This window comes from Streptomyces sp. NPDC002867, from assembly GCF_053591895.1.
Genome location: NZ_JBSFUR010000068.1, coordinates 1 through 23,476, shown reverse-complemented (window position 1 = coordinate 23,476; position 23,476 = coordinate 1). Strand labels below are relative to the sequence as shown.

At 72.1% G+C, this 23,476-nt stretch carries 24 protein-coding genes and 1 pseudogene; 14 read left to right on the top strand and 11 right to left on the bottom strand.

The genetic code is table 11. The annotated features are described in order from the left end of the window. Positions 1-197: 197 nt before the first annotated feature. Complete coding sequence (gene chcB / locus ACWD0A_RS32575) at positions 198-998, bottom strand: 2-cyclohexenylcarbonyl CoA isomerase (RefSeq protein WP_451304005.1); 801 nt, start codon at positions 996-998, stop codon at positions 198-200. Positions 999-1,310: 312 nt separating this feature from the next. Here chcB and ACWD0A_RS32570 point away from each other — a divergent pair, with 312 nt between their 5' ends. Then, on the top strand, positions 1,311-1,478 hold the full coding sequence (locus ACWD0A_RS32570; RefSeq protein ID WP_003966491.1) for a DUF3117 domain-containing protein: 168 nt from the start codon (positions 1,311-1,313) through the stop codon (positions 1,476-1,478). A gap of 186 nt (positions 1,479-1,664) precedes the next feature. On the opposite strand, the gene ACWD0A_RS32565 is transcribed toward ACWD0A_RS32570, so the two are convergent. Then, positions 1,665-2,342, bottom strand: a complete 678-nt coding sequence (locus ACWD0A_RS32565; RefSeq protein WP_451304011.1) for an O-methyltransferase — start codon at positions 2,340-2,342, stop codon at positions 1,665-1,667. A 144-nt stretch (positions 2,343-2,486) separates the two neighbouring features. On the opposite strand from ACWD0A_RS32565, the gene sigE reads away from it, so the two are divergent. The 5 genes from sigE (at position 2,487) to ACWD0A_RS32540 (ending at position 7,567) form a co-directional block, all read left to right on the top strand. After that, entirely contained in the window at positions 2,487-3,257 is a 771-nt protein-coding gene (sigE, locus tag ACWD0A_RS32560) for an RNA polymerase sigma factor SigE (RefSeq protein ID WP_451304009.1), read from the top strand. Then, entirely contained in the window at positions 3,254-4,204 is a 951-nt protein-coding gene (locus tag ACWD0A_RS32555; protein ID WP_451304003.1) for a zf-HC2 domain-containing protein, read from the top strand. Before sigE ends, ACWD0A_RS32555 begins: the two co-directional genes overlap by 4 nt. 106 nt (positions 4,205-4,310) lie before the next feature. Further along, on the top strand, positions 4,311-6,164 hold the full coding sequence (locus ACWD0A_RS32550; RefSeq protein WP_451304001.1) for a trypsin-like peptidase domain-containing protein: 1,854 nt from the start codon (positions 4,311-4,313) through the stop codon (positions 6,162-6,164). A gap of 111 nt (positions 6,165-6,275) precedes the next feature. After that, complete coding sequence (locus ACWD0A_RS32545; RefSeq protein ID WP_451303999.1) at positions 6,276-6,737, top strand: sec-independent translocase; 462 nt, start codon at positions 6,276-6,278, stop codon at positions 6,735-6,737. 260 nt (positions 6,738-6,997) lie between these two features. Then, positions 6,998-7,567: a hypothetical protein gene (locus ACWD0A_RS32540; RefSeq protein ID WP_451304007.1), complete on the top strand. Its 570-nt coding sequence runs from the start codon at positions 6,998-7,000 to the stop codon at positions 7,565-7,567. A gap of 117 nt (positions 7,568-7,684) precedes the next feature. Here the strand turns inward: ACWD0A_RS32540 and ACWD0A_RS32535 are convergent, their stop codons facing one another. Genes ACWD0A_RS32535 through ACWD0A_RS32525 form a run of 3 tightly spaced genes read right to left on the bottom strand, consistent with a single transcriptional unit; the run spans position 7,685 to position 10,714 of the window. Continuing rightward, the gene (locus tag ACWD0A_RS32535) at positions 7,685-8,818 is read right to left on the bottom strand and encodes an Mrp/NBP35 family ATP-binding protein (protein WP_307713557.1); all 1,134 of its coding nucleotides are present in this window, start codon (positions 8,816-8,818) and stop codon (positions 7,685-7,687) included. A 44-nt stretch (positions 8,819-8,862) separates the two neighbouring features. Next, on the bottom strand, positions 8,863-9,459 hold the full coding sequence (locus ACWD0A_RS32530; protein WP_451303997.1) for a DUF1003 domain-containing protein: 597 nt from the start codon (positions 9,457-9,459) through the stop codon (positions 8,863-8,865). Then, a complete protein-coding gene (locus ACWD0A_RS32525; protein ID WP_307713555.1) occupies positions 9,452-10,714 on the bottom strand; it encodes a magnesium transporter MgtE N-terminal domain-containing protein in 1,263 nt (420 codons plus the stop codon). Before ACWD0A_RS32525 ends, ACWD0A_RS32530 begins: the two co-directional genes overlap by 8 nt. A gap of 162 nt (positions 10,715-10,876) precedes the next feature. Between ACWD0A_RS32525 and ACWD0A_RS32520 the strand changes: the two genes are divergently transcribed. After that, positions 10,877-11,644 carry a hypothetical protein gene (locus ACWD0A_RS32520; protein ID WP_451303995.1) on the top strand — a complete coding sequence of 256 codons (768 nt, stop codon included), beginning with the start codon at positions 10,877-10,879 and terminating at the stop codon, positions 11,642-11,644. Here ACWD0A_RS32520 and ACWD0A_RS32515 read toward each other — a convergent pair. The 3 genes from ACWD0A_RS32515 to ACWD0A_RS32505 all read right to left on the bottom strand — a co-directional run bounded on the left by ACWD0A_RS32515 (position 11,641) and on the right by ACWD0A_RS32505 (position 13,956). Next, positions 11,641-11,928: a hypothetical protein gene (locus ACWD0A_RS32515; protein ID WP_307713553.1), complete on the bottom strand. Its 288-nt coding sequence runs from the start codon at positions 11,926-11,928 to the stop codon at positions 11,641-11,643. The genes ACWD0A_RS32520 and ACWD0A_RS32515 overlap by 4 nt on opposite strands. A 374-nt stretch (positions 11,929-12,302) precedes the next feature. Further along, positions 12,303-12,812, bottom strand: a complete 510-nt coding sequence (locus ACWD0A_RS32510; RefSeq protein WP_451303993.1) for a hypothetical protein — start codon at positions 12,810-12,812, stop codon at positions 12,303-12,305. A gap of 28 nt (positions 12,813-12,840) precedes the next feature. Next, positions 12,841-13,956, bottom strand: a complete 1,116-nt coding sequence (locus ACWD0A_RS32505; RefSeq protein WP_451303991.1) for a magnesium and cobalt transport protein CorA — start codon at positions 13,954-13,956, stop codon at positions 12,841-12,843. A 466-nt stretch (positions 13,957-14,422) separates the two neighbouring features. On the opposite strand from ACWD0A_RS32505, the gene ACWD0A_RS32500 reads away from it, so the two are divergent. The 4 genes from ACWD0A_RS32500 (at position 14,423) to ACWD0A_RS32485 (ending at position 17,630) form a co-directional block, all read left to right on the top strand. Then, on the top strand, positions 14,423-15,013 hold the full coding sequence (locus ACWD0A_RS32500) for a suppressor of fused domain protein (protein ID WP_451303989.1): 591 nt from the start codon (positions 14,423-14,425) through the stop codon (positions 15,011-15,013). A 313-nt stretch (positions 15,014-15,326) separates the two neighbouring features. Next, positions 15,327-15,965, top strand: a complete 639-nt coding sequence (locus tag ACWD0A_RS32495; RefSeq protein WP_451303987.1) for a DUF6758 family protein — start codon at positions 15,327-15,329, stop codon at positions 15,963-15,965. 150 nt (positions 15,966-16,115) lie between these two features. Beyond that, the gene (locus ACWD0A_RS32490) at positions 16,116-16,979 is read left to right on the top strand and encodes a PHP domain-containing protein (protein ID WP_451303985.1); all 864 of its coding nucleotides are present in this window, start codon (positions 16,116-16,118) and stop codon (positions 16,977-16,979) included. Between the two features lie 45 nt (positions 16,980-17,024). Next, positions 17,025-17,630, top strand: coding sequence for a MarC family protein (locus ACWD0A_RS32485; RefSeq protein WP_307713547.1), 606 nt, complete (start codon positions 17,025-17,027; stop codon positions 17,628-17,630). A 74-nt stretch (positions 17,631-17,704) separates the two neighbouring features. On the opposite strand, the gene ACWD0A_RS32480 is transcribed toward ACWD0A_RS32485, so the two are convergent. Next, positions 17,705-17,857, bottom strand: a complete 153-nt coding sequence (locus ACWD0A_RS32480; protein ID WP_177150633.1) for a hypothetical protein — start codon at positions 17,855-17,857, stop codon at positions 17,705-17,707. Between the two features lie 175 nt (positions 17,858-18,032). On the opposite strand from ACWD0A_RS32480, the gene ACWD0A_RS32475 reads away from it, so the two are divergent. Continuing rightward, positions 18,033-18,932 (top strand): NYN domain-containing protein, encoded by a 900-nt coding sequence (locus ACWD0A_RS32475; RefSeq protein WP_451303982.1) that lies wholly within the window; start codon positions 18,033-18,035, stop codon positions 18,930-18,932. 8 nt (positions 18,933-18,940) lie between these two features. Here the strand turns inward: ACWD0A_RS32475 and ACWD0A_RS32470 are convergent, their stop codons facing one another. Further along, a complete protein-coding gene (locus tag ACWD0A_RS32470) occupies positions 18,941-19,801 on the bottom strand; it encodes an alpha/beta fold hydrolase (protein ID WP_451303980.1) in 861 nt (286 codons plus the stop codon). A gap of 170 nt (positions 19,802-19,971) precedes the next feature. Then, positions 19,972-22,107, bottom strand: coding sequence for a DEAD/DEAH box helicase (locus tag ACWD0A_RS32465; RefSeq protein ID WP_451303978.1), 2,136 nt, complete (start codon positions 22,105-22,107; stop codon positions 19,972-19,974). 498 nt (positions 22,108-22,605) lie between these two features. Between ACWD0A_RS32465 and ACWD0A_RS32460 the strand changes: the two genes are divergently transcribed. Together ACWD0A_RS32460 and ACWD0A_RS32455 are read left to right on the top strand one after the other, a co-directional pair. Next, positions 22,606-23,331, top strand: a complete 726-nt coding sequence (locus ACWD0A_RS32460; RefSeq protein ID WP_451303976.1) for a ferritin-like fold-containing protein — start codon at positions 22,606-22,608, stop codon at positions 23,329-23,331. 45 nt (positions 23,332-23,376) lie between these two features. After that, positions 23,377-23,476: pseudogene (locus ACWD0A_RS32455) on the top strand (amidinotransferase); the annotation flags it as partial.

Below are 23,476 nucleotides of genomic sequence, written 5' to 3'. Positions count from 1 at the left end.
ATCGCAAGGCGGAGGACGGGGGCACCTCCCGGCCGAAGGCCGGGGGAGAGTCCACGCGGTGGGGGCACCTCCCAGCGGTAGCTGGGGGACGTCGGGGACTGACGACGACGCTGGGGGCGCCTCCCGTGCCCGAAGGGCTACGGGGGAGAGGTGCGGTGCCAGGGCACGCGAGCCCGGCAAGATCCGAAAGAGAGGGCCTAGCGCCCGAGGTACTTCGGCTTCTCCTTCGCCAGGAAGGCCTGTACGGCGATCGCGTGGTCCTCGGAGGCGCCCGCCTTCGACTGCAGCTCCTCCTCCTTGTCCAGCGCCTCGCTCAGCGAACGGCTCGCGCCGTACGCCAGCGACTCCTTGAGCGCCGCGTACGCCACCGTGGGCCCCTCGGCCAGCCCCCGGGCCACGGCTGCCGCCTCAGAGGCCAGCTCGTCCGCCGGGACCAGCCGGTTCGCGATGCCCCAGTCGTACGCCTCCTGCGCGGAGAACGACCGCGGGAACAGCAGCAGGTCGGCCGCACGGCTCTGGCCGATCAGCCGGGGCAGCGTCCACGACACCCCCGAGTCGGCGGTCAGCGCCACACCCGCGAACGACGTCGTGAACTTCGCCGTGTCCGCCACGATCCGGTAGTCGGCGGCGAGGGCGAAGCCCAGACCGGCGCCGGCCGCGACGCCGTTCACGCCCGCGACGACCGGCTTCGGCATCTCGGTCAGCGCGCGGACGATCGGGTTGTAGTGCTCCCGCACAGTGGTCATGGTGCCGCCGCTGCCCGACTCCCGGTCGGCGGCCAGCAGCTCCACGTGCTCCTTGAGGTCCTGCCCCACGCAGAACGCCTTGCCCGTCGCCGTGAGCAGGACCGCGCGTACGCCGGGGTCGGCGGCAGCGGCCCGAGCGGCGTCCCGCAGCGCGACCTTCGCCTCGACGTTCATGGCGTTCATGGCCTCGGGCCGGTTGATCGTGATCGTCGCGAGTCCGTCGCTCACGTCGTACAGCACGGCGTCGGCCATGGTGGGTCCCCTTTGCGGTTCTGACGGCAATGTCGGGGCCCAGCATGGCGGAGATCGCCGGACGGGGACATGTGACCTGCGTCAAAGAAACCCTGTCGCGGCGGCTTCGGAGCGCGGCGAAGTATCGCAGGCCGATCGCCGAATTGGGTGGTTTTGCGAGAGCGCGTTGCGTAAGCGATGCCGACTGATGTTGGTCTTTGGGTCCCGCCATGCGGGATAATGGCCTGGAAGCAATGTGTTCGATGCCGGTGACACAGCACCTGTCATGGGGCCGCCGGCTGCGATGAGCTGGTTTCAGGAAGGGGAACGAGCATGGCGGCCATGAAGCCGCGGACGGGCGACGGCCCGCTCGAGGTGACCAAGGAGGGGCGGGGCATCGTCATGCGCGTTCCGCTCGAAGGCGGCGGTCGGCTTGTCGTCGAGCTGACTCCGGACGAAGCCGACGCACTGGGCGACGCCCTGAAGAAGGTCGTCGGCTGACGCGTCCTGATTCTTCGCCTGCCCCGGTACGCAAGTGCCGGGGCAGCGCGCTTTCTCCACCCGGGTCGTCTGCCGCGCGGAGGGGGCGCGGGCCCTGGGCCGCCCCGGAGCGCGGCCGCCTGGGGCGCGCATCGGTCACCAGGCGGCGTCCCGGCGCCGTAGCGCACAGCGGCCCCCGCGCAGCGGTCAGCCGCGGCGGACCGCGCAGAGCAGGCCGTCGCCCACCGGCAGCAGTGTCGGCAGCAGCTCGGGACTCTCCCGCACCGTACGCAGCAGCTCCCGGACCCTCAGCACCTCCGACGGCTGCGCCGCCGAGTCCACGGTGCGGCCGTCCGCGAACACGCCCTCGAAGCAGACCAGCCCGCCCGGACGGAGCAGGCGCAACGATTCAGCGAGATAGTCCAGCGACTCCGTACGGTCCCCGTCGCAGAAGACGAGGTCGTATCCGCCGTCGGCCAGCCGTGGCAGGACGTCCAGCGCGCCGCCAGGGATGAAGCGCGCGCGGTTCCCCGCGAAGCCGGCCGCGCGGAACGCCTCCCGCGCGAACTGCTGGCGCTCCGGCTCCAGGTCGACCGTGGTCAGCACGCCGTCGGGCCGCATGCCCTGCAAGAGGTAGATCCCCGAGACACCGGTCCCGGTCCCGATCTCGGCCACGGCCTTGGCGTCGGCGGTGGCGGCCAGCAGGCGCAGCGCGGAGCCGGTGCCGGGCGACACCGAGGGCAGCCCTGCCTCCCGGGCCCGCTCGCGGGCCCAGCGCAGAGCGTCGTCCTCGGCGACAAAGGCGTCGGCGAACGCCCAGCTCGTCTGCCGGTTGGCGGTAATGACCCTCTCCTGTCCCCGTAGTTCGCGCGACGCTGACTGTATCCGCTGCACCCGGGAACCCGCAGATGGGACCGGACGTTGAGGAAGGACGGGGAGAGTACGTGGATCGGGGCCGGACGCAGAGCCGGATCCACGGACCCAAATCCACGTAAAGATTCTTATCCGGAGCTAACGGGCGAGGTGGCTATGGTAGGGGCTCCGCTGGACACCACCAGAGCTGACAGGGGAGGTGCGGCTGCACCTGCGGATCGGGGAGGAGTGCTCAGGCGCTTCCTCAGGTCGGTGGGTGAGCCCAAATCCGTGACCAACACCGCTGACCGTTCCGTGCCCGCCGACTCCGCAGCCACCGCGACCTTCGCATCGGATGCGGAATCGCAGGCGTGGACCCCTCCCACCTGGGAGGAGATCGTCAGCACGCACAGCGCTCGGGTCTACCGCCTGGCCTACCGCCTCACGGGCAACCAGCACGACGCCGAGGACCTCACCCAGGAGGTGTTCGTCCGCGTCTTCCGTTCGCTGTCGACGTACACCCCCGGCACGTTCGAGGGCTGGCTCCACCGCATCACGACGAACCTCTTCCTGGACATGGTCCGCCGCAAGCAGCGCATCCGTTTCGACGCCCTCGGCGACGACGCGGCCGAGCGTCTGCCCAGCCGCGAGCCGTCCCCCCAGCAGGTTTTCAACGACACCCACTTCGACGCCGATGTGCAGCACGCGCTGGACACCCTCGCCCCGGAGTTCCGCGCCGCCGTGGTGCTCTGCGACATCGAGGGGCTGTCGTACGAGGAGATCGCCGCGACCCTGGGCGTGAAGCTCGGCACCGTCCGCAGCCGTATCCACCGCGGTCGCTCGCATCTGCGCAAGGCCCTGCAGCACCGGTCTCCCGAGGCCCGTGCCGAGCAGCAGCGGTCCCTGGCGGGTGTCGTCGGCCTTGCCGTGGAGGTCGGACCGGCGTGAGTGGCACCAGTCCGACCCCCGCGGAGCAGCATCTGGGGGACCGGCTCGCCGCACTGGTCGACGGCGAGCTGAAACACGACGTGCGCGACCGTGTCCTCGCGCATCTGGCGACCTGCCCCAAGTGCAAGGCGGAGGCGGACGCCCAGCGCCGCCTCAAGAGCGTGTTCGCGCAGTCCGCGCCGCCGCCGCTGTCCGCGGGGCTGCTCGCCCGGCTCCAGGGGCTGCCCGCCGACACGGGCGTCGACGACGACCGCGGCGGTCCGTTCGGCGGCCGCCCCTCCGACGGCGTCCTCGGAGCTCTGAACCCGTCCGCGGGACATACCCGCGAACCCCGCGGGGAGACCTTCGCGTACGTTCCCGAGGGCGCGCACGCGGCGGTCCTGCCGGGTGCCGGCAGCGGCTTTCGTATTCACGAGGTCGGCCGCGCGGAAGCTGAGCGTTCCCCGTGGCGCGGCCGACGCTTCGCGTTCGCCGCGGCCAGCGCCGTGTCCTTCGCCGCCATCGCGCTCGGCGGAGCCGTCCCCCTGGACGTCTCCGGTGAGACGAGCGCCCGCGGCCAGAGCGGTGGCAGCAAGGTGACCCCCGTGCGCACGGCGTCCGCCGGGCCCGCCGGTGCCTCCTCCGGCGCCACGACGACCGGCGGCGCGGTCTCCCTGCGCGGCGTGGAGGGCGACCGTCGCCGGAGCACGACGGGTACGCCGGCCAAGCCGGACACCGGTCCGTTCCACGCCGTCCCGCCCACCGCACCGCCGAGTCCGCAGCAGGCACACCCGTACACGGCAGCGCTGCTGATGTACAACTCCGCCGCCCTGCCGCCGCTGATACAGCCGACGGTGTCGGCGTTCCCGCTGGCCATCGGGTCGGTCGCGCAACCGAGCGCCACCCCGGCCCCCACGCATCTCGCGGCTCCGACGGCCCCCGGCTCGTCGATGGCGCCCCCGCGCTGACGGCGGCACGCACCGGCGTCCCTGCGCAGGGATTCGCAAACCTGGTTGAATCCTGGGTGCGTGCCCCGCGGGGGTACCGCAGAGGCCGGCAGTTTGCGGGGAGAACATGGACGACGGGAAGCCCACCGGATCGAAGGCGAAGTGGTGGAGCCGCCCCAGCGCGGTGCGGGTGACGCCTTCCGGGCCGGAGCAGTCCGAGCCGGCCGACGCGCAGCCGTCGGCCCCCGCGCCCGAGACGGGCCGGGAAGCGGCGGTGGAGGCCACGGCCCCGACGACAGCGGTTCCGCAGCAGCCCGCAGAGCCGCCCTTGTCGGACGCGGTGGTCGCGCCGCAGTTGGCCGAGCCCGTCATCGCGGACACGGTCGTCGCCCCGGCACCGCCCGTCGAGCCGGTGACCGCCGAGACGGTCGTCGTCCCCGCACCCTCCGTCGCCGACACGGCCGTCGCCCCCGCAACGCCCGTCGCGACGGCTCCGTCCAGGCCGACTCCGCTGCACGAGCCCGACCCGTACAGCACCCCGCCCTACGGCGGCCCGGGCCCCTGGGCCCCCGCGCCCCCCGTGCAGCGGCCGGTCCCCACCCCGGCGCAGGGCACGCCCGTGCCGCCGCAGTACGCAGCGCCGCAGACCGTCCCGCACCCGGCGCACCCGGCACCGCACGCCGCCCCCTCCGCCCCGTTGCCGTCGGCGCAGCCCGAGCCGGCCGCCCCGCACCCGCAGCAGCAGATGCACCACCACCCGCAGCCGGCCGCCGACGAGCGGCCGCAGCCGCTGAACTCCGTGTGGCTCCAGTACGACCCCTGGAGCGCACCGGGCCGGCCGCTCACCGAGCCCGGCGAGCCGGTCACCAAGAAGCGCAGGCGCGGTCCACTGCTCATCGGCGCGCTCGTCATCGCCCTCGTCGCGGGCGGCGCGGGCGGCGCCATCGGCGCGTACGTCGAGCGCAACGGCGGCATCGCCCGGGTGGAGCTCCCCCAGGCGGACCGCGAGAGCGGGGACCGCGCGCCCGACAGCGTCGCCGGCATCGCGGCCAGCGCCCTGCCCAGCGTCGTCACGCTGCACGTCAGCGGCGGCGGCGAACAGGGCACGGGCACCGGCTTCGTCCTCGACCGGCAGGGCCACATCCTCACCAACAACCACGTCGTCGACCCGGCGGGGACCTCCGGCGACATCACGATCACGTTCAGCGGCGGGGAGACGGCCGAGGCCACCCTCGTCGGCAAGGACAGCGGGTACGACCTCGCGGTCGTCAAGGTCACGGGCGTCTCCGGACTGAAGCCGCTGCCGCTTGGCAACTCCGACAACGTCCGGGTCGGCGACCCCGTCGTCGCCATCGGCGCACCGTTCGACCTCCAGAACACCGTCACCTCCGGGATCATCAGCGCCAAGGAGCGCCCGATCACGGCCGGCGGCGAGAAGGGTGACGGCAGCGACGTCAGCTATGTCGACGCGCTGCAGACCGACGCCCCGATAAACCCGGGCAACTCGGGCGGACCCCTCGTCGACAGCAAGGCACGGGTCATCGGCATCAACAGCGCGATCAGGGCAGCCGACACCGGGGCGGGCGCCGAGGGCGGCCAGGCAGGCTCGATCGGACTCGGCTTCGCGATCCCGATCAACCAGGGCAAGCGCGTCGCGGAGGAGCTGATCAACACCGGCAAGGCCACGCACCCGGTGATCGGGGTCAGCCTCGACATGAAGTTCACCGGCGACGGGGCCCGTGTCGGCGAGCGGGGCAAGGACGACACCCCGTCGATCACCCCCGGCGGCCCGGCCGACAAGGCCGGCATCAAGCCGGGCGACGTCATCACCAAGGTCGACGGCCAGCGGGTGCACAGCGGCGAGGAGCTCATCGTCAAGATCCGCGCCCACCGGCCGGGCGACCGGCTGGAGCTCACGATCAGGCGCGGCGGCGAGGAGCGGACGATGGCGCTGACCCTCGGTTCGGCGGACAGCTCATGACCATCTGCGCGGTGTCCGGACGGTACCGGGGCGACAGTTTCGCCAGGTACCGTGGTTCGGGTCCGGATCCCATCCGACCTGCGGGCCACAGAGAACACGAGGAGCAGCAGGGTGTTCAATGACATAGGCGGACTGGAGCTGGTGGCTCTCGTGATCCTCGCCGTGCTCGTCTTCGGCCCCGACAAGCTGCCGAAGGTGATCCAGGACGCCGCCCGCTTCATCCGGAAGGTCCGCGCGTTCTCCGAGAGCGCGAAGGAGGACATCCGCAGCGAACTGGGGCCGGAGTTCAAGGACTTCGAGTTCGAGGACCTCAACCCCAAGACGTATCTGCGCAAGCAGCTCGCGGAGAACGAGGACCTCAAGGAACTGAAGGAGCTCCGCAGCAGTTTCGATCTCAAGAAGGAGATCAACGACGTCGCGGACGCCGTCAACGGCAAGGAGCCGTCCGGCGTGTCCGAAGGCTCCGTCCCGGCTGCGGTGAACGGCTCGCCCTCAGGCGGCCCCGACCTGCTGAAGAAGCGCGACAACGCCGATCGGGACGAGCGGCCGCCGTTCGACGCGGACGCCACCTGAGCACGCCCGAGCACCGTCATCCCCTGCGCGCGGGGGCGGGGTGGCTATTCTCTCCATCTGTCCGGCAGTGAGGACGCCCGAGGGGGGCGGGTCCGCTGAAGGAACGAACGACAGAGGAGGCGGCCGGATAGATGGCGACGACGAGTCGGGTGACGGCGCAGGACGCGGCCGGCGATGAGTCGGCCCAGGGCGGCAGCGGCCCCCGTGCGACGCAGGGGGGAACGGCTGCGGCGGCTGCCCGGCGTACGGCCGACGGCTTCATGAGCGCCAGCTTCCCCTGGTACGGGCTGGACGAGGTCTTCACCGGCCCGCGTCGGCTGATGCAGGTGGGCACCGCGGCGGACGGAACCGTTCAGCACGGCGCGATCGGTCACGGTGACGAGCCGTCGATACGGTCCGAGGCGGCCGGAGGGGAGAAGGAGCGCTTCGCCGTGGTCGTGACGGTCGCGGCGAGTCCGCTCCGGCACAGCGGCGACGGTACGGGCGTCCTGGACGCCACGACGGCCTCCTCCGCGGCCTGGCTGGCGGGCTCGGGCCTGCTGGCGCACACCTGGCCGCCGCAGCTGGACCACTCGCGGCGCGACGACTGGCTGGACCAGCAGACGGAGACGGCGTTCGAGCTCGCGGACGATCTGGCGGGTCCCGCGTGGTCGATGCTCTCGCTGCCGGTGGACGGGGTGCCGACGCCGTTCCACTACCGCGAGTCGGAGTTCGGCTGGGTGCTCGCCGGGACGACGGACAACGGGGTGCACATCGGGGCGTACGGGCGCGGCATGAGTGCGTACGGGCTCGGGTTCTCGGTGATGGACGTGTCCGCGTACGTGGACTGACCGGGGCCGGTGCCTTTGCGTCCGCGCTGCGGACGCGGGCTGCCCCGGGGCATACGACGACGGGCTGATTCCCTTCAGGGAATCAGCCCGCCATGCGTCGCGCGGAGGCGCGGCGAATCAGAACTTGTTGCGCGGCGTGATGCCCAGGCTCATGCCCGACAGACCACGCTGGCGGCCGCCCAGCTTGCCCGCGATCGTGCGCAGCGCCGAGCCCGCGGGGGAGTCGGGGTCGGTGAGCACGACCGGCTTGCCCTCGTCGCCGCCCTCGCGCAGGCGTACGTCGATCGGGATCGATCCCAGCACCGGCACCGTCGTGCCGGTCGTCCGCGACAGGCCCTCGGCGACCTTCTGCCCCCCGCCGGTGCCGAAGACGTCGACCATCTCGTCGCAGTGCGGACACGGCAGGCCCGACATGTTCTCGACGACGCCCACGATCTTCTGGTGCGTCTGCACCGCGATGGAACCGGCGCGCTCGGCGACCTCGGCGGCCGCCTGCTGCGGCGTGGTGACGACGAGGATCTCGGCGTTCGGCACGAGCTGGGCGACCGAGATCGCGATGTCGCCCGTGCCCGGCGGCAGGTCGAGCAGCAGTACGTCGAGGTCGCCCCAGTACACGTCCGCGAGGAACTGCTGGAGCGCGCGGTGCAGCATCGGTCCGCGCCACACCACGGGCGCGTTGCCCGGGGTGAACATGCCGATGGAGATGACCTTCACGCCGTTCGCCGACGGCGGCATGATCATGTTCTCGACCTGGGTGGGACGGCCGTCCGCACCCAGCATCCGCGGCACGCTGTGGCCGTAGATGTCGGCGTCCACCACACCGACCTTCAGCCCGTCGGCCGCCATCGCGGCCGCCAGGTTCACGGTCACCGAGGACTTGCCGACGCCGCCCTTGCCGGAGGCCACCGCGTACACGCGGGTCAGCGAGCCGGGCTTGGCGAACGGCACCTCGCGCTCGGCGGTCGTGCCCCGGAGCGACGCCGCCAGGTCCTTGCGCTGTTCGTCGCTCATGACGTCGAGCGAGACGTCGACACGGCTGACGCCGTCGACGCGGGCGACCGCGTCGGTCACGTTCTTGGTGATCGTCTCGCGCATGGGGCAGCCCGAGACGGTGAGGTACACCGTGACGGCGACCGTGCCGTCGTCCCCGATGTCGACCGATTTCACCATGCCCAAGTCGGTGATCGGTCGGTTGATCTCGGGGTCGTTCACTGTCGCCAGTGCCTCGAGCACCGCGTCTTCCGTAACCATACGGACGATGGTACGGCGCTGCCTCCCGCCTCGGGAAAGCCCTGTCAGCGGTCGCCTTCGTCACGGTGCCCGGGACGCTCGGACGGGAATACGGTGCGCCGCTCCTCCAGCTCCTTGATCAGGTCCTCGAACTCGGAGCGGATCCAGTCCCGCGTCGCGACCTCGCCGAGGCCCATGCGCAGCGCCGCGATCTCCCGGGTCAGGTACTCGGTGTCGGCGATCGACCGCTCGTTCTGCTTGCGGTCCTGCTCCAGGTTGACCCGGTCGCGGTCGTCCTGCCGGTTCTGCGCCAGGAGGATCAGCGGCGCCGCGTACGAGGCCTGCAGGGACAGCATCAGCGTGAGGAAGATGAAGGGGTACTCGTCGAAGCGCAGGTCCTTCGGCGCGCCGATGTTCCACACCACCCACGCGATGATCGTCAGCGTCATCCAGACGAGGAACCGGCCCGTGCCGAGGAAGCGCGCGATCTTCTCCGACAGCCGCCCGAACGCCTCGGGGTCGTACTCGGGCAGCAGGCTGCGACGCGGCGCTCGCGGCAGGTCGAGCCGTGCGCGGCTACGCGACGCGGCGCTCGCGCCCGCCGGCATGCGCTCGCGCGCCTCGCCCCGCTCGGTCGATCCGAACTCGCCGCCGCTACCCATGGGCGGACTCCTCGAACTCGGTCTCGCGCCAGTCCTCCGGCAGCAGGTGGTCGAGCACGTCGTCGACGGTGACGGCACCGAGCAGCGAGCCGCTCTCGTCGACGACGGGCGCGGCGACCATGTTGTACGCGGCGAGATAGCTGGTGACGGCGGGCAGCGGGGTGCCTGGCGACAGCGGCGGCAGGTCGCTGTCGACGATCGAGCTGACGAGGGTGAACGGCGGGTCCCGCAGCAGCCGCTGGAAGTGCACGGTGCCCAGGAACTTGCCCGTCGGCGTCTCGTCCGGCGGCCGGCACACGTACACCTGCGCGGCGAGTGCGGGGGAGAGGTCCGCCTGGCGGACGCGGGCGAGCGCGTCGGCGACCGTGGCGTCCGGGCGCAGCACGATCGGCTCGGTCGTCATCAGGCCGCCCGCCGTGCGCTCCTCGTACGACAGCAGCCGGCGCACGTCGGCCGCGTCGTCCGGGCGCATCAGCGTGAGCAGCCGTTCCTTGTCCTCCTCGGGCAGTTCGGAGAGCAGGTCGGCGGCGTCGTCCGGGTCCATGGCCTCCAGCACGTCGGCCGCGCGCTCCTCCTTGAGCTTGCCGAGGATCTCCACCTGGTCGTCGTCGGGGAGTTCCTCCAGCACGTCGGCGAGCCGGTCGTCGTCGAGCGCGGCGGCCACCTCGGCGCGCCGCTTGGGGGACAGGTGGTGCAGCACGTTGGCCAGGTCGGCGGGGCGCAGCTGCTCGAAGGTGGCGAGCAGGCTCTCGGCGCCCTGCCCGTGCTCCTCCAGCGAGAAGCCGGTGACGGCGGACCATTCGAGCGTCAGCGTCTCTCCCTTGCGGCGCAGCGCGCCGCCCCTGCCCTTGCGTACGAAGACCTTGTCGATCTCCCAGTCGCGGCGGGCGGGCAGCTGCTGGATCGACACGTCGAGGACCGTGGCCTCCTCGCCGGTCTCCACGAGGCGCACCCGCCGGTCGAGCAGTTCGCCCAGCACCAGGCGTTCGGTCGGGCGCTGCTCGAAGCGGCGCATGTTCAGGACGCCGGTGGTGATGACCTGGCCCGATTCCACGCCGGTGACCCGGGTCATGGGCAGGAAGATACGGCGGCGGCTGATCACTTCGACGACGAGGCCCAGCAGCCGGGGCGGACGCCGCCCGACGCGCAGCATGGCCACCAGGTCGCGCACGCGGCCGACCTGGTCGCCGTTGGGGTCGAAGACGGGTACGCCCGCGAGGTGCGAGACGAAGACCCGGGGGGCGCCTGCTGCCATGGCCCCTCCTTTACCGGGAATGCCGTTGTTCGACTGGTTCAGGCTAGCCCGTCCCGTTCGTCGTCGCCCCGTCTCACGTCCGTCCGGCTCCCTGCAAGACCCCGTTCCCGGCACAGGTACGCTGCGGTCTGCCATCCCCCCAAGATGAGAGGCAGGGCGCTGGTGACTCCCCTCCTTTCGGCCGGCCGGGCCCGTCGTGCCCTGCTTGCCGTCGTGCTGTGTGCCGGGCTGACCACCGGGGTCACGGCGTGCGACGAGGATCCGGACGCGGGCACCAACGGGATCGGCAAGCTGACGGCTCAGGAGATCGAGAACAAGGCGCGGGTGGCCGCCGACGGGGCCACCGCGGTGCGGCTGTCGGGCACGCTGGTCAGCAAGGGCGGCACGTACAAGCTGAACATGCGGCTCAAGCAGGACGGCGGCACCGGGTCGGTGACGTCGAAGGAGAACGCCTTCGAACTGCTGCGTATCGGCGACACCCTCTTCCTGAAGGCCGACGCCGGCTTCTGGAGCCGCGCGGACGGCAAGGACGGCGAGGAGCCGAGCAGCTCCGACGAGGAGGTCGCGGACAAGCTCGAGGACAAGTACGTGAAGGTGCCGCAGGGGGACCCCTCGTACAAGCAGTTCCGCGGCTTCACGGACATGGACGTGCTGCTCGACGGGCTGCTCGGCATGCAGGGCGAGCTGAGCAAGGGGGACCGGACCCAGGTGGGGGGCATACGGGCCATCAAGGTCCTCGCCGCCAAGGGCGAGGGGGGCGTGCTGGCCGTGTCGCTGACAGGCAAGCCGTACCCGCTGCAGTTCACGCGGGCGGGCGGCGCGGGGGTGCTCACGCTCGGGGACTGGGACAAGGACTTCGAGCTGGCCGAGCCGTCGGAGGACGAGATGCTGGACTACGGCGGCCAGCTGCCGAAGACCTCGGGGGACTAGCCCTCCTCGACGAGGTCGAGGACCCTCGTCACGGGCGTGCCGATCAGCGCGGGCGCCTTCTCGCGCGACGGCCAGACGTCCGTGACGAGCGCGTCACGGAAGCGCTCGGCCTCACCGGCGGTGGCGAACTCGAGGTCGACGACGATGTACGCCGGATTGTCGACGGGCTGCTGGACGCGGTACGCGCGCACGCCGTGTTTCCGGCGGAAGGCGGCGTACCGGTCGAACGCGGCCTTCCAGGTGGTGAGGTCGGTGATCGCGTGCTCGATGTGCAGCGTGACCATGCTGCCCTCCTCGTCCGCTCCCTTCCATGGTGCCGGGCCGGGCACCGAACGGCTGCTCGGCCGCGCGATGAGTAAGAGGCCGACGCCGCGGCCGGTGCTCCGCGCGGCGGATCATGTGCGGCTCGGCGCACCCGCGCGCAACGGCGCGGCTTCGCCGCGTGCGTCATGCACCTGCGGCCTCTCGCGCCGCCGCCGCGCGCCCGGTGGACCGCTCACGTGCAGGCGTCCGGCGGGTGCGGTCCGCACCCCGGCTGGTCGCGCAGCCCGTCGCCGGGCGGTCGCGTCGGTGACGACGGACAGACTGTGCCGGCGTCCGGTGGGAGACGCCCCCGTCGGCGGGGACGTCGCGCGCAGGTCGCTGCCGCAGGGCCTGGCTAGGCGCGGTGGGCGCGGCGCTTCAGGAGGAGCCTCGGCAGGGCCGCCGGGATGGGGCGGCGGGTGACGGCGGGACTCGGGAGCGGCGGCGCCGACAGGGAGTCGTCCGGGAGCTCGTTCGTCGTGCCGCGCGGCTCCAGCCGCAGGACACGGCACTCGCGTGCCCAGCGCTCCGTCATCCGCTCCGCGTCGGGCGCGTTCAGCCGCTTGCCCTTGAGCTCGCCCACGGCCCCCTCCCACGCTTCCGTGCCCGGTGCGAGTTCGCGTACGGCGGCCGTCCACGCGACCAGCCGGCCGCCCTTGTCCTTGCTGCGGACGGTGACCTCGGCGGTCCCGCCGTCGGTCAGGCCGGGCAGCGGCTGCTCGCCGGGGCCGTCGCCGACGACGTGCGCGGCGCCCTCGTGCCACACGTGCCACAGGGCGCGCGCCGGGCCGTCGCCGCGCACCCAGATGAGGCCGGACTTCTTGGTGGCCTCCTCGACGAGCGCCTGGCCGAGATGGGATGTCATGCCCGCAGCCTATCGACCGGCCGGCCGGTCACAGCCAGCCGTTGCGCTTCAGAGTGCGGTGGATCATGAGACAGACGCCGGCGATCCCGGTGAGCACCATGGGGTAGCCGTACTGCCAGTGCAGCTCCGGCATGTGGTCGAAGTTCATGCCGTAGATCCCGCAGACCGCCGTGGGCACGGCGATGATGGCCGCCCAGGAGGTGATCTTGCGCATGTCCTCGTTCTGCGCGACGGTCGCCTGCGCCAGGTTGGCCTGGAGGATGGAGTTCAGCAACTCGTCGAAGCCGATGACCTCTTCCTGCACCCGGGCGAGGTGGTCCGCGACGTCGCGGAAGTACTTCTGGATGTCCGGGTCGACCAGCCGCATCGGCCGCTCGCTCAGCAGCTGCATCGGCCGCAGCAGCGGCGACACGGCCCGCTTGAACTCCAGCACCTCCCGCTTGAGCTGGTAGATCCGCCCGGCGTCGCTGCCGCGCGGGCTGCCCTTCGCGGGTGCGGAGAACACGTCGATCTCGACCTCGTCGATGTCGTCCTGCACCGCCGCGGCGACCGCGATGTAGCCGTCGACGACATGGTCGGCGATGGCGTGCAGCACCGCCGACGGGCCCTTGGCCAGCAGCTCGGCGTCCTTCTGCAGACCGTGCCGCAGCGCGCGCAGCGAGCCCTTGCCGCCGTGCCGGACCGTGATGACGAAGTCCCGTCCGGTGAAGACCATCACCTCGCCGGTCTCCACGACCTCGCTGGTCGCGGTCAGTTCGGCGTGCTCGACGTAGTGGATGGTCTTGAAGACGGTGAACAGGGTGTCGTCGTACCGCTCCAGCTTGGGCCGCTGGTGGGCGTGGACCGCGTCCTCGACGGCGAGCGGGTGGAGCCCGAACTCGGCGGCGATGCCCGCGAATTCGGCCTCCGTCGGCTCGTGCAGCCCGATCCACGCGAAGCCGCCGCCCTCGCGCACCCGCAGCATCGCCTCGTGCGGCGTCTGGCAGGCGTCGCTCTCCAGCCGCTTGCCGTCGCGGTAGACGGCGCAGTCGACCACCGCGCTGGAGGCGGACGGGTCGCGCGTCGCGTCGTACGTGCTGTACGGGGTGTTGCTCTTGCGCAGGGCCGGGCGGACCGCTGCACGCAGGTCACGGATCATCGACATGGCTGGCTCCTTCACGGAGAGGCCGTCGGCGAATGGCGTGGCACAGCCCGGAATGGGGACGTGAGACATACGTCCGCAAAGCGGGCGGCACCGCAGGGTCGCGGTGACGGCGTTCGCTACAGACAGGCAAAAACGAAGTGCTCTTCCGTGTGCGAATTGCCGTCGGCCCGTGCGGGAAGGCCTCAGCTCACCGGTCCGCGTATCGCCTGATCAGACGTGGCGCGAGGAGCGGTGCCGTGCGGAAGAGCTGCTGGTACTGCACGATCGACTTCGATCCACCGCAGCCTCACCTCCTCCGGCCGGTCCCCCTTGGGGGATGACGTGTCGTCGGGACCGGAGAGCGCGCCTCCGGCTGCTGTCGGAGGGTGATCCCCCGGCGTACTGCCCGACCAGCGGCCAAGCCTATCAGCCGACTACGGGTCAATCCCTGTGTTTGCCCGTTCCCTACGCGTTTTATGCTCGCGAGATGAACGATGTTCTTGCTCTGGTCGAGGCCCGGCTGCACAGCGCCCTCGGTGAACCGGACGCGCGCGCCGCGGTCACCTTCCTCGGTACGGACCGCATCGAGGTCCTGCGCTTCCGCGGCGACGGCGAGGGCGTCGTGAGGTACGTCACCCTCGGCATGTCCGCCCAGCCGATGACGGACCCCACCGCGGCCTTCGCCGACCCGGTCGCGGGTCCGCGCGCGGAGCTGATCCTCTCGGTGCGGGCCGGGCTCGCCGACACGGACAAGGTGCTGCGGCCCCTCGCCGTGCTGGCCGCCTCCCCCCAGGTCGAGGGAGTCGTCGTGGCCCCGGGCGCCTCGCTCGACGTCGGTGAACCGCTGTGGCCGGGTGCGCCGTTCAGCTCGGTGCTGGTGGCGGAGCCGGGCGGTCTGGTGGAGGACCTGGAGCTCGACGAGCCGATGGACCCCGTGCGGTTCCTCCCGCTGCTGCCGATGACGTCCAACGAGGCCGCGTGGAAGCGTGTGCACGGAGCCGCGGAGCTTCAGGAGCGCTGGCTCGCGCGCGGCACGGACCTGCGCGATCCGCTGCGCAGGTCCGTGGCCCTGGACTGACGGCCCCAAACCGGGCCTGCCTGAGGTCAATTGGCGAAGACGGTGACGCCGTCCTCGGTGGCGTGCCGGGGTGCCGACTCCTCGGCCTCACGGGTGAGCGAGGCGCGCCGGGCCCGGGCTCGGTCACCGCCCCGACGGAGCCGGAGGTCCCGGACGGGGAGGCGGCTTCTCCATCCGGATGCGTGCTCCCTGCAAACAGTAAGTTAGGCACGCTAATTAATGCATGTTGCGCCTATTTCTGTCGCCCGGAGGCACGCTCCGGACGGGTGATCGTCCTTGACGCGGCGTCTGCCGGGGAGGACCGTTGACCCCTATGAGGGGCGAACCCAGTTGCCCGAAGTGCGGTGGCCGGGTGAGGGCGCCCGGTCTCTTTGCCGACTCCTGGCAGTGCGATGTGCACGGCGCCGTGCACCCGCTGCAGCCGGTGATCCCGCCCAGTGTCGAGGCCCTCGGTGTCGTGGTGCACCGCGCACGGGTTCCCGTGTGGATGCCCTGGCCGCTGCCGGTCGGGTGGCTGTTCACGGGCGTCGCCTACGCGGGCGACGACCGCAGCGGCGGCCGGGCCACCGCCGTGGCGTGCTCGGGCCCCGGGCCTCTCGGCGGCCTCGGTGAACTCCTGCTCGTCGCCGAGGAGCTGGGCGTCGGACTCGGCGCCCGGTACGCGGGCATCGACGGCCCCGACCCCGGCTCGCACATCCGCGTGGACAGCTCACCGCAGGTCAAGATGCTGGCCGCCGGCCGTCCGACCCCGCTGTGGCATGTGGCGGGCGCGCCGGAGGACCGCGCCGTGTTCGCCGGCGAGGCGCGGGGGCTGTGGCTGTGGGCCGTCGTGTGGCCCGAGCAGTCGGGGCTGCTGATGTACGACGAGCTGGTGCTGACGGACCTGCGGGACGCGGGCGCCGAAGTGGAGCTGCTGCCCTGCGGGGCACTGTCGCCGCGGCTGCTGTCGTAGGCGCGACACACGCCGCGTTCGCCTCGATCAGGTAAGGGGCCGGAGCGGATGGGTCGCCTTACGCCTGGAGCCGGTGCATGGCGCGGACAGGGCGTCCGGGCCGGTTATCCTGGATCGTCCCCATGTCCGTCCCGAGCCCCGGAGCCACGCGTGCGCATCGACCTGCACACCCACTCCACGGCCTCGGACGGTACGGACAGCCCGGCCGAGCTGGTGCACGGAGCCGCCGTTGCCGGCCTGGACGTCGTCGCCCTCACCGACCACGACACCACCCGCGGCCACGCCGAGGCCGCCGCCGCCCTCCCCGAGGGACTCACCCTCGTCACGGGCGCCGAGCTGTCCTGCCGCCTCGACGGCGTCGGGCTGCACATGCTGGCGTACCTCTTCGACCCGGAGGAGCCCGAACTGCTGCGCGAGCGCGAGCTCGTACGCGACGACCGCGTGCCGCGCGCCCGGGCCATGGTCGGCAAGCTCCAGGAACTCGGCGTCCCCGTCGAGTGGACGCAGGTCGCCCGTATCGCCGGTGACGGCTCCGTCGGCCGCCCGCACATCGCGGAGGCCCTGGTCGAACTCGGCGTCGTGGACTCCGTGTCCGACGCCTTCACGCCCGCCTGGCTCGCGGACGGCGGCCGGGCGTACGTCGAGAAGCACGAGCTCGACCCGTTCACGGCCATCCGCCTCGTCAAGGCCGCCGGCGGGGTCACCGTCTTCGCGCATCCGCTCGCGGTCAAGCGCGGCCGCACGGTGCCCGAGAGCGTCATCGCCGAACTGGCCGTGCACGGGCTCGACGGCATAGAGGTCGACCACGTGGACCACGACGAGGCGGCGCGCACACGGCTGCGCGGCCTCGCCGGGGAGCTCGGTCTGCTGACGACCGGCTCCAGTGACTACCACGGCAGCCGCAAGACCTGCCGGCTCGGCGAGTACACCACCGACCCGGAGATCTACGGCGAGATCACCCGCCGCGCCACGGGCGCGTTCCCGGTGCCGGGTACGGGCGGAACGCGCCCGTAGGACCCGCCGCCCTTCGTACACCCCTCTCCCGCAAGGCCCTTCACCGTGTTCGACGCCGCCGTCTTCGGCTCCCTCTTCCTCACCCTCTTCGTCATCATGGATCCCCCCGGGATCACCCCGATCTTCCTCGCCCTGACCTCCGGACGCGCCACCAAGGTGCAGCGCCGGATGGCCTGGCAGGCCGTTGCCGTCGCCTTCGGCGTGATCACCGTCTTCGGCATCCTCGGCCAGCAGATCCTGGACTACCTGCACGTCTCCGTGCCGGCGCTGATGATCGCCGGTGGACTGCTCCTGCTGCTGATCGCGCTCGACCTGCTCACGGGCAAGACCGACGAGCCCAAGCAGACCAAGGACGTCAACGTCGCCCTGGTGCCGCTCGGCATGCCGCTGCTCGCCGGCCCGGGCGCGATCGTCTCGGTCATCCTGGCGGTCCAGCACGCGGACACCGCCGGTGAGCAGCTGTCGGTGTGGGCGGCCATCGCCGCGATGCACGTCGTGCTCTGGCTGACCATGCGCTACTCGCTGGTGATCATCCGCGTGATCAAGGACGGCGGTGTCGTGCTGGTGACCCGGCTCGCGGGCATGATGCTCTCCGCGATCGCCGTGCAGCAGATCATCAACGGCGTCCGGCAGGTGATCCAGGGCGCCTGAGGCGAGGCCCCACGACACGCCGCGCCCCCGTACGGATCTCCGTACGGGGGCGCGTCGCGTAAGGCTCGTCAGGGTTACGAAGCCGAGGTTTCGGCAGGCCGGATGAGGATGCGCTGGCCGATGGAAGCGGCTTGCTGCACGATCCGGTTGACGGAGGCGGCGTCCACGACGGTGCTGTCCACGGCGGTGCCGTCGACGTCGTCCAGTCGCATGATCTCGAAGCGCACGGCTTCTCCCTTCGTCTGATCCTCCTGAAGGAGAACTGCTGACAGACGGAATTCTCCGTCTGCGTACACAGGTCCACAACGCAGTGCATCCTGCAAACATTCCCTACGCTAAGGAAATTTTTCGGATGCCTAACTACTGGCGGGTAGTGCTCCGGACACGGACAATGAGCCTCGTATGAACGACGCTGAAATCGCCCGCATCGCCGCCCGCCTGGAGCGCACCAATGAGCTCCTGCAGCGGATGCTCGCCGAGGTCGCCACGACCCCTTCGACCCATGCCATCTTCGTCGACGCCGGTTACGTCTATGCTGCGGCCGGGTTGCTGGTGGTGGGCACCGAGGACCGGAGGGCCTTCGACCTCGACGCCGAGGGGCTGATCGAGGCCTTCATCGACAAGGCGCGCACGATCTTCGCCGACAGCCGCCTGCTGCGGGTGTACTGGTACGACGGCGCCCGGCGCCGTATCCACACCCCCGAGCAGCAGTCCATCGCGGAGCTGCCCGACGTCAAGGTGCGCCTCGGCAACCTCAACGCGAACAACCAGCAGAAGGGCGTCGACTCCCTGATCCGCTCCGACCTGGAGTCCCTCGCCCGGCACCGCGCCATCAGCGACGCGGCCCTCATCGGCGGCGACGAGGACCTCGTCTCGGCGGTCGAGGCGGCGCAGGGCTACGGGGCACGCGTCCATCTGTGGGGCATCGAGGCCGCCGAGGGCGGCAACCAGGCGGAGCCGCTGCTCTGGGAAGTCGACAGCAGGCGGACGTTCGACCTCGACTTCTGCCGCCCCTACATCACCCGCCGGCCCGTCACGACGTACGAGAACGAGGGCGCGCCACCGCCCTCCCGTGACGAGGTGCGCTTCATCGGTGCCCGGATCGCGGCGAACTGGCTGGGGGAGCGGGGGCGTGACGCGATGGCCGAGCTGTTGCCCGGCCACCCCTACCTGCCGGGTCCTGTGGACCAGGACCTGCTGATCGAGGCGGAACAGCTCCTCCAGCGGTCACTGCGCGGACACGCGGTCCTGCGGCGTGCGCTGCGGGACGGCTTCTGGCAGCACCTGCAGTCCCAGTTCTGAGAGATCGGTCACTGCCGGTCCCAGAACCGCAGCAGGGCCTCCGCGGTCTCCCGGGGGCGGTCGGTGTTCGGCGAGTGCTCGGCGCCCGCGACGACGGTCCGGTGCGCGCCGAGCCGGCGCGCCATCTCGTCCAGCAGCGGGACGGGCCAGGTGTCGTCGCGTTCCCCGGACAGCACGTGCTTGGGCAGCGGCCGCACCGCGGCGAGCTCGTCGATCCGGTCCGGCTCGGAGGTCAGCTGCCGTCCCGTGGCGAGCAGTTGGGCGGGGTTGTGGCGCAGCCAGCGCCGCCGCAGGTCCTCCCGGTCGCCGTTCCGTGACGCGTCGAGATCCTCCGGAGCGACTGCCTCCATGGCCTGCATGGCCGACCAGACCTCGTCCATCGTCATCACGCCGAGCGCGTCGGCGAGCAGCTCCACCCGCTGCCGCTGGGCCGGACTGATCTCGGCGGGGCCGGAGGACATCAGAGTGAACGTCAGGAACGGCGAGGAATCCAGGAGCACGGCGGCGCGAGCGATCTGCCCGCCGAGCGAATGCCCGACGAGATGCACGCTTCCGCCGGCTGCCGCGGCCTGTGCCAGCACGTCACGGGCCAACTCGCCCTGGGCATAGGCCTTCTGGTCGCAGGGGCCGTCGGTCTCGTACTGGCCGCGCCCGTCGACCGCGACGGCCCGGTAACCGGCGTCGGCGAGTGGTTCGAGCAGGGCGATGAAGTCCTCCTTGCTCCCCGTGTACCCGGGCAGCATCAGCACGGTGCCGCGCACGCTTCCGGAGGGCGGCCGCGCGTCGAGCACGGCGAAGTCACCCCGCACGGTCGGCAGGAGGAGGGACCGGGCACAGGCGGGCGGTACGAAGGTGGGCGGCCGGCTCATGGTCCCGAGGCTAGCGCGGGGCCGAGGAGGGGGCGCCCGCGGGACGGGGCCGTACGGCGGGTTCCGGGGCGGACCCCCTGAGGCCCCCGTCACCGGAAGGGGCGGGGTGGGGAAAGGCCGACGGCCCGGACCCCCTCCGGGGGCCGGGCCGTCTCGTCGTGCGGGTGGCGTCAGCTCTCGGGCTGCGCCACGGCCTTGCGCGTGCGGGTGCGGCGCGGCTTGGGCTCCGCCTCCGCCTCGGCCGCCGTACCGGCGGCCGCCGTGGCCTTCGGCTCCGCCGCCTTGCGCGTACGCGTGCGACGGGGCTTCGCCTCGGGCTCGGTGCCTTCCGCCGTCTCGACCGCCTTGGCGGCGCGGGTGCGGCGGGGCTTGGCCTCCGGCTCCGCGGCCTCGGCGGTGTCGGCGGCCTTGGTGGCGCGGGTGCGGCGGGGCTTGGACTCCGTGCCCTCCGCCTCCTCGACCGCCTTCGTCGCACGCGTGCGGCGCGGCTTGGCCTCCGGCTCCGTGCCCTCGGCGGTGTCGACCGCCTTCGTCGCGCGGGTGCGGCGCGGCTTGGCCTCCGGCTCCGTGCCCTCGGCGGTGTCGACCGCCTTCGTCGCGCGGGTGCGGCGGCGCGGCGTGGGCTCCGCCTCCGGCTCCTGGACGGCCACCGCGGCAGCCGCCTGCTCGACCTCGGCCTCGGGCGTCGCGGCCCGCGTGCGGCGGCGGCGCGGCTTCTCCTCCGCGGGCTCCGCCGTCTCCGCGACCGTCGTGGTCTGCGTGACCACGGTGGACGCCGACGCCTCGACCGCCTGCGACGCACGGGTGCGGCGGCGCGGCGGACGGGGTGCCTCCTCCGCCTCGACGGCGGGCTCGGCAACGGTCACGGCGGCCTCGACCGTCGCCACCGCGGCCGTCGCCTCCGGCGACGCCTGCGCGCTCACGCGGGTGCGGCGACGGCGGCGCGGCGTGCGCGGCTGCGTCGGCTCCTCGGCGGGGCCGGCGGACTGCTCCGGCACGGACGGCGCGTCCACCTCGGTCCCGCCGCGCGTACGCCGCCGCTGACGCGGCGTACGCGTACGCTCCGGGCGCTCCTCACGCACGGCGGTCGGCGCCGACCGGCGGCCGCGGCCACCCGTCTCGCCCAGGTCCTCGAGCTCCTCCGCCGCGAGACCGGCGCGGGTGCGCTCGGCGCGGGGCAGGACGCCCTTGGTGCCCGCCGGGATGTTCAACTCCTCGAACAGGTGCGGGGACGTGGAGTACGTCTCGACCGGGTCGGGGAACTTCAGGTCCAGCGCCTTGTTGATCAGCTGCCAGCGCGGGATGTCGTCCCAGTCGACCAGCGTCACGGCGGTGCCGCTCGCGCCCGCGCGGCCGGTGCGGCCGACGCGGTGGAGGTAGGTCTTCTCGTCCTCGGGCGACTGGTAGTTGATGACGTGCGTGACACCCTCGACGTCGATGCCGCGCGCGGCGACGTCGGTGCACACCAGCACGTCCACCTTGCCGTTGCGGAAGGCCCGCAGCGCCTGCTCGCGCGCGCCCTGGCCGAGGTCGCCGTGGACCGCGCCCGAGGCGAAGCCGCGCTGGGCCAGCTGGTCGGCGATGTCCGCGGCGGTCCGCTTCGTACGGCAGAAGATCATCGCCAGCCCGCGGCCCTCGGCCTGCAGGATGCGGGAGACCATCTCCGGCTTGTCCATGGAGTGCGCGCGGTAGACGCGCTGCGTGATGTTGGCGACGGTCGCGCCCTCGTCGTCCGGCGCGGTGGCGCGGATGTGCGTGGGCTGCGACATGTAGCGGCGGGCGAGGCCGATGACCGCGCCCGGCATGGTCGCCGAGAACAGCATGGTCTGGCGGCGCGCGGGCAGCAGCTGGATGATCTTCTCGACGTCGGGCAGGAAGCCCAGGTCGAGCATCTCGTCGGCCTCGTCGAGGACGAGCGCGCGCACATGCGAGAGGTTCAGCTTCTTCTGGCCCGCCAGGTCGAGCAGGCGCCCGGGGGTGCCGACGATCACGTCGACGCCCTTCTTGAGCGCCTCGACCTGGGGCTCGTACGCCCGGCCGCCGTAGATGGCGAGCACACGGACGTTACGCACCTTGCCGGCGGTCAGCAGGTCGTTGGTGACCTGGGTGCACAGCTCGCGGGTGGGGACGACCACCAGCGCCTGCGGGGCGTCGGTCAGCTCCTCGGGCCGGGCCCGGCCGGCCTCGACGTCCGCGGGGACGGTGACGCGCTCCAGCAGCGGCAGGCCGAAACCGAGCGTCTTGCCGGTGCCGGTCTTGGCCTGGCCGATGACGTCGGTGCCGGAGAGTGCGACGGGGAGCGTCATCTCCTGGATGGGGAAGGGGGAAACGATGCCGACGGCCTCGAGGGCCTCGGCGGTCTCGGGGAGGATCCCGAGATCCCGGAAAGTCTTGGGCTGCGTAGTCAGGGTGTTGCCTCTTCTGTGAGACGCGGCGCGAGGCGAACGCTGGGGGTCGTACCGCACCTGGGTACTGGGCCGGCCGTGGATTGGCCGGATGGCGCGGGACCACTGCCGTCGCTCGAGCGTCGAGCCGCTGGAGGGACCCTCATCTGCGGTCGCACGCACCTGTGTGCGCACTGTCCGCGTGGAGGGCGGTCGGGTCGGAGCCGATCGGGCCACCGACCGGGCATCCTCATTCATCAGACGGCCCACCGAGCAGACAAAAAAGCTGATGCTCAGCAGGCGCCTTACCACTGTACCCCGGAATCGCGCATGTGTGTTGGGGCAATTCCCGGGAAACGTCTTCGGGGCACGGCTGACCAGGCCCTTCCCCCGATCGGCGGGCGGGCTATTGTGCGCTCCATGGACACGCCTGACAACGCCACTGAACACACCGGGATCGCCGCCCAGGACTGGGCCGCGGCCTCCGCAGACCCCCAGTACCGCGCCGCTGTCGTGGACCTGCTGGGCGCGCTCGCGTACGGCGAGCTGGCGGCCTTCGAGCGCCTCGCCGAGGACGCGAAGCTCGCGCCCACGCTCGGCGACAAGGCGGAGCTGGCGAAGATGGCCTCGGCGGAGTTCCACCACTTCGAGCGGCTGCGGGACCGGCTGACGGCCATCGAGGCGGAGCCGACGACGTCGATGGAGCCGTTCGCCCAGGCACTGGACGACTTCCACCGCCAGACCGCTCCGTCGGACTGGCTGGAGGGCCTGGTCAAGGCGTATGTCGGCGACTCGATCGCCAGCGACTTCTACCGCGAGGTCGCGGCCCGTCTGGACAGCGACACCCGTGCCCTGGTGCTGGCCGTCCTCGACGACACCGGTCACGGCAACTTCGCCGTCGAGAAGGTGCGCGCCGCGATCGAGGCCGACCCGCGCGTCGGCGGCCGGCTCGCCCTGTGGGCGCGGCGGCTGATGGGCGAGGCGCTGTCCCAGGCGCAGCGGGTCGTCGCCGAACGCGACGCGCTCTCGACGATGCTCGTGGGCGGTGTGGCGGACGGCTTCGACCTGGCCGCGGTCGGCGAGATGTTCTCCCGGATCACCAAGGCGCACACCAAGCGGATGGCCGCCCTGGGGCTGGCCGCCTGACCGTCCGGCCTCACACGCACGCATCCGGCCGGCCGCCGGGCTCCGGCCCGGCTCGCCCGGCTGTTCCCCGACGCTCTCGTCGCCGACGGGAGCGACGCGGCGGCCCTCGGCCTGAACGCGGTGAGCGACGGCCTCCACGTGCTGC

Excerpts from the sequence above, each read along its gene's own strand:
- ACWD0A_RS32510 (WP_451303993.1), bottom strand. The coding sequence starts at position 12,812 with ATGACATCCCATCTCGGCCAGGCGCTCGTCGAGGAGGCCACCAAGAAG.
- ACWD0A_RS32570 (WP_003966491.1), top strand. The coding sequence starts at position 1,311 with ATGGCGGCCATGAAGCCGCGGACGGGCGACGGCCCGCTCGAGGTGACC.
- ACWD0A_RS32475 (WP_451303982.1), top strand. The coding sequence starts at position 18,033 with ATGAACGACGCTGAAATCGCCCGCATCGCCGCCCGCCTGGAGCGCACC.
- ACWD0A_RS32460 (WP_451303976.1), top strand. The coding sequence starts at position 22,606 with ATGGACACGCCTGACAACGCCACTGAACACACCGGGATCGCCGCCCAG.
- sigE (WP_451304009.1), top strand. The coding sequence starts at position 2,487 with ATGGTAGGGGCTCCGCTGGACACCACCAGAGCTGACAGGGGAGGTGCG.
- chcB (WP_451304005.1), bottom strand. The coding sequence starts at position 998 with ATGGCCGACGCCGTGCTGTACGACGTGAGCGACGGACTCGCGACGATC.
- ACWD0A_RS32525 (WP_307713555.1), bottom strand. The coding sequence starts at position 10,714 with ATGGCAGCAGGCGCCCCCCGGGTCTTCGTCTCGCACCTCGCGGGCGTA.
- ACWD0A_RS32540 (WP_451304007.1), top strand. The coding sequence starts at position 6,998 with ATGAGCGCCAGCTTCCCCTGGTACGGGCTGGACGAGGTCTTCACCGGC.
- ACWD0A_RS32500 (WP_451303989.1), top strand. The coding sequence starts at position 14,423 with ATGAACGATGTTCTTGCTCTGGTCGAGGCCCGGCTGCACAGCGCCCTC.
- ACWD0A_RS32535 (WP_307713557.1), bottom strand. The coding sequence starts at position 8,818 with ATGGTTACGGAAGACGCGGTGCTCGAGGCACTGGCGACAGTGAACGAC.
- ACWD0A_RS32505 (WP_451303991.1), bottom strand. The coding sequence starts at position 13,956 with ATGTCGATGATCCGTGACCTGCGTGCAGCGGTCCGCCCGGCCCTGCGC.
- ACWD0A_RS32495 (WP_451303987.1), top strand. The coding sequence starts at position 15,327 with ATGAGGGGCGAACCCAGTTGCCCGAAGTGCGGTGGCCGGGTGAGGGCG.
- ACWD0A_RS32530 (WP_451303997.1), bottom strand. The coding sequence starts at position 9,459 with ATGGGTAGCGGCGGCGAGTTCGGATCGACCGAGCGGGGCGAGGCGCGC.
- ACWD0A_RS32470 (WP_451303980.1), bottom strand. The coding sequence starts at position 19,801 with ATGAGCCGGCCGCCCACCTTCGTACCGCCCGCCTGTGCCCGGTCCCTC.
- ACWD0A_RS32515 (WP_307713553.1), bottom strand. The coding sequence starts at position 11,928 with ATGGTCACGCTGCACATCGAGCACGCGATCACCGACCTCACCACCTGG.
- ACWD0A_RS32465 (WP_451303978.1), bottom strand. The coding sequence starts at position 22,107 with ATGACGCTCCCCGTCGCACTCTCCGGCACCGACGTCATCGGCCAGGCC.
- ACWD0A_RS32550 (WP_451304001.1), top strand. The coding sequence starts at position 4,311 with ATGGACGACGGGAAGCCCACCGGATCGAAGGCGAAGTGGTGGAGCCGC.